4 protein-coding genes are annotated in these 2,797 nt (G+C 74.4%); all 4 read right to left on the bottom strand.

All coding sequences use genetic code 11. The features are described from left to right. The coding region (locus tag ACFUEL_RS37950; RefSeq protein WP_380242516.1) for a glycosyltransferase at positions 1 to 1,149 on the bottom strand (1,149 nt) is incomplete at its 3' end. 7 nt (positions 1,150 to 1,156) lie between these two features. Continuing rightward, positions 1,157 to 1,480 (bottom strand): acyl carrier protein, encoded by a 324-nt coding sequence (locus ACFUEL_RS37945; protein ID WP_380242514.1) that lies wholly within the window; start codon positions 1,478 to 1,480, stop codon positions 1,157 to 1,159. 363 nt (positions 1,481 to 1,843) lie between these two features. Continuing rightward, a complete protein-coding gene (locus ACFUEL_RS37940) occupies positions 1,844 to 2,104 on the bottom strand; it encodes a hypothetical protein (RefSeq protein ID WP_380242512.1) in 261 nt (86 codons plus the stop codon). Between the two features lie 284 nt (positions 2,105 to 2,388). After that, a complete protein-coding gene (locus tag ACFUEL_RS37935; protein ID WP_380242511.1) occupies positions 2,389 to 2,739 on the bottom strand; it encodes a DUF3099 domain-containing protein in 351 nt (116 codons plus the stop codon). Between the last annotated feature and the right edge of the window lie 58 nt (positions 2,740 to 2,797).

Raw genomic sequence — 2,797 nt, 5'->3', positions numbered from 1 at the left:
GGCCAGGCCCAGCCGGGCCAGCCGGGCCGCGTTGTCCGGGCGGTCCACCCCGTCCGCCATCAGCACCTGCGGGGCGCCGGCCGTGAGCGCTCGGGCCAGCGTGCCGATGCCGCCGTGGTGCACCACCGCGGCCGCGTGCGGCATCGCGCGGGCGAAGTCCAGCCCCGGCGACCAGCGGACGTTCTCCGGCAGCACGTCCGGCAGCAGGTCGCGGTGCCGGACCACCAGCAGGGTCGGCAGGCCCGTCCGCTCGGCGGCGGCCAGCAGCGCCGGGTAGTAGTCGGCGGCCAGCATCCGGCCCGTCCCGCCGGTGGCCAGCACGGGCCGGGTGCCGACCGGGAACAGACCGTCGAACGGGTCCTCGGCCGGTTCGGCGGACGGTCCACCGGACGGCTCCTCACAAGGCCCGCCGGCCGCCGCGCCGGCCGCCGCGCCAGCCGCTGCGCCCGACATCGCGCCGAACGGCCTCGCGGCCGCGCCGCGCCGGGTGCCGAGCGCGCGGGTCGAGGTGTCGGCGAGCGGGAAGCCGGTGAGTGCGACCCGGGCCGGGGCGCGCGGGCCGGCGGCGTCGAACCAGCCCGGCCACAGGCCGAGTTCGGTGTCCGCACCGGCGAACCAGGCCCGCCAGTCCGGCACTTCGGGCAGGCCGAGACCGTCGCGGACCTCCTGCATCCCGGCGGCCAGCTCGGCGCCGTACAGGTACGCGGCGACCGGCACCGCGAGCAGTTGCGTCGGCGCGAGGGCCACCCAGGCGACGGGGGCGCGCAGCAGTTCGGCGGCGAACCGCACCGAGACGGCGGAGGTGTGTCGCCCGACCAGTACCGTCCCGCCCGGGACGTGCAGGTCGGCGAGGGTGCGGCACTCGGCCGCGATCTGCTCGAACAGGGCGTTGCGGCGGTAGAAGCCGGCCCAGCCCGCCCGGTGCGGCGCGCTCCCCAGCAGCCCCGGGGTGTCCGCGAGCACGCTCTCGAACTCGGCCTCGCCGTCGATCGCGGCGAAGCCCAGACCGGCTTCCTCCGCCGCCGGCCGGTACGGCGCGTGCGTCAGCAGCACCGCCCGGTGGCCGGCCCGGACCAGTGCCGCGCCGAGACCGACGAACGGCAGTACGTCGCCGTCGCTGCCATGAGTCACCATCAGGAACAGGGCCATCGGAGCGTTACGTCCCCTCGGCCAGCAGGGCGCGGATCTCCTCGTCGCTCAGGCCGTCCAACTCGGCCTCCAGTGCTTCGAGTTCGGCGACGTCGGCGGATTCGACCAGGGCCTGCTCGACGGCGGCGGACGCCCCGGCGGGGGTGAACCCCCCGGTGAACAGGCGGTCCAGCGGCAGTTCCACCCCGTAGGCGTCCTGCACCCCGGCCAGGAACTGCACCAGCGCGAGCGACGTCCCGCCCGCCTCGAAGAAGTCCACCCCCGGTCCGGCGGGCGCCGCGCCCACGGACTCCGTCCACAGCCGCAGCACGGTCTCCTCGATCCCGCTCACCGGGCCACCCCCGTCCGTACGGGAGAGGCAACGGCACTGCGGGCGGGCAAGACGTGCATGGCGGATCTCCCGAACGTGGGCATCCGGCGGCGGGGCCGGGCCGAAAAGGGAAGCGGAGCCAGCAATGTGGGAGCGCTCCCACATCGGGCGCCGCCATTCCAGCAGCGGCTTCGAGCCCCTGTCAATGGATCGCGCGGCGAGAGACCACCCCGTGACCTGCAGATTTCGTCATGCCCATGACGCAGTAGTGGCCGAAAAACGACCGCCCGCCACGAGGGCGGGCGGTGCGGGCAGCGCGGGGCGCGCTGCGGGCGGGGCGGGGACGCGGTGGCGCAGAACGGGGACGCGGGGCGGTGGCCGGCGTCAGTCGGCGGAGGGCGCGTCCCGGTCGAAGGGCTCGGTCTCCTTGAGGAAGCCGCGGACGGCGAGGAACTGGCTGAGCGATTCGCGGTGGGCGTCGCAGGCGAGCCAGGTCTTGCGGCGGTCGGGGGTGTGGAGCTTGGGGTTGTTCCACCGCAGGGACCAGGCGGCGAGGTCGCGGCAGCCCTTGGCGGAGCACTTCGGGGGGCCGTCGGGGCCGGAGTGGCCGGCGGGGGTGCCGAAGAGGGGGTGCGCGGTGTCCATGCGGTCGATCCTATGCCGGGCGCGACGGCGCCGGGCGCGACGGCACTGGACATGACGACGCCGGACATGACGACGCCGGACATGACGACGCCGGGCAGCCACGGGGGGAGCTGCCCGGCGTCGGTCTGTCGCTCCGACGGGGGATGCGGAGCGCTAAGGAAGTATGGCACGGCCGGAGGGTCACAGGTGGGACTGTCCGGTGATTAATTTGAGGATCGTCTGAGCTTTCCGACCGTCATACCACCACATGAACGGAGATATCGGGCAGGGAAATTGAGGGAAGCTCAGTCCTGCGACTGCTTCTCGGCGCCCGCACCGCCGCCCCCCGTCCCGCCCGGACCCAGCATCAGCGGGGTGTCGGGGGCGAAGGCGAACGTCGACGGCAGGCCCGGGGCGCGCTCGCGGCCCGCGTTGGCGATCAGCACGGCGAAGTAGGGCAGCAGGATGCCGCCGGCCAGCGCGGCGAAGGCGAGCCAGCGCTGGACGTCCCAGAGGATCACCGCGAGCAGCACGCACGCGGTGCGGATCAGCATCGAGATGACGTAGCGGCGCTGCCGCCCCCGGACGTCCTCGGTCAGGCTGCTGCGGGCCCCGGTGATCCGGAAGACCTGGCCGTCGTCCGCGCTCTTGGGCATGTCGTCCCCATCCAATCCTCGGGTCGCTTCGGCCCCCTACCGCTGACCACGGTAACCC

The organism is Kitasatospora sp. NPDC057198 (assembly GCF_042670125.1).
In the GTDB taxonomy this organism is placed as follows: domain Bacteria; phylum Actinomycetota; class Actinomycetes; order Streptomycetales; family Streptomycetaceae; genus Kitasatospora.
This window is presented reverse-complemented; position numbering and strand designations above follow the sequence as displayed.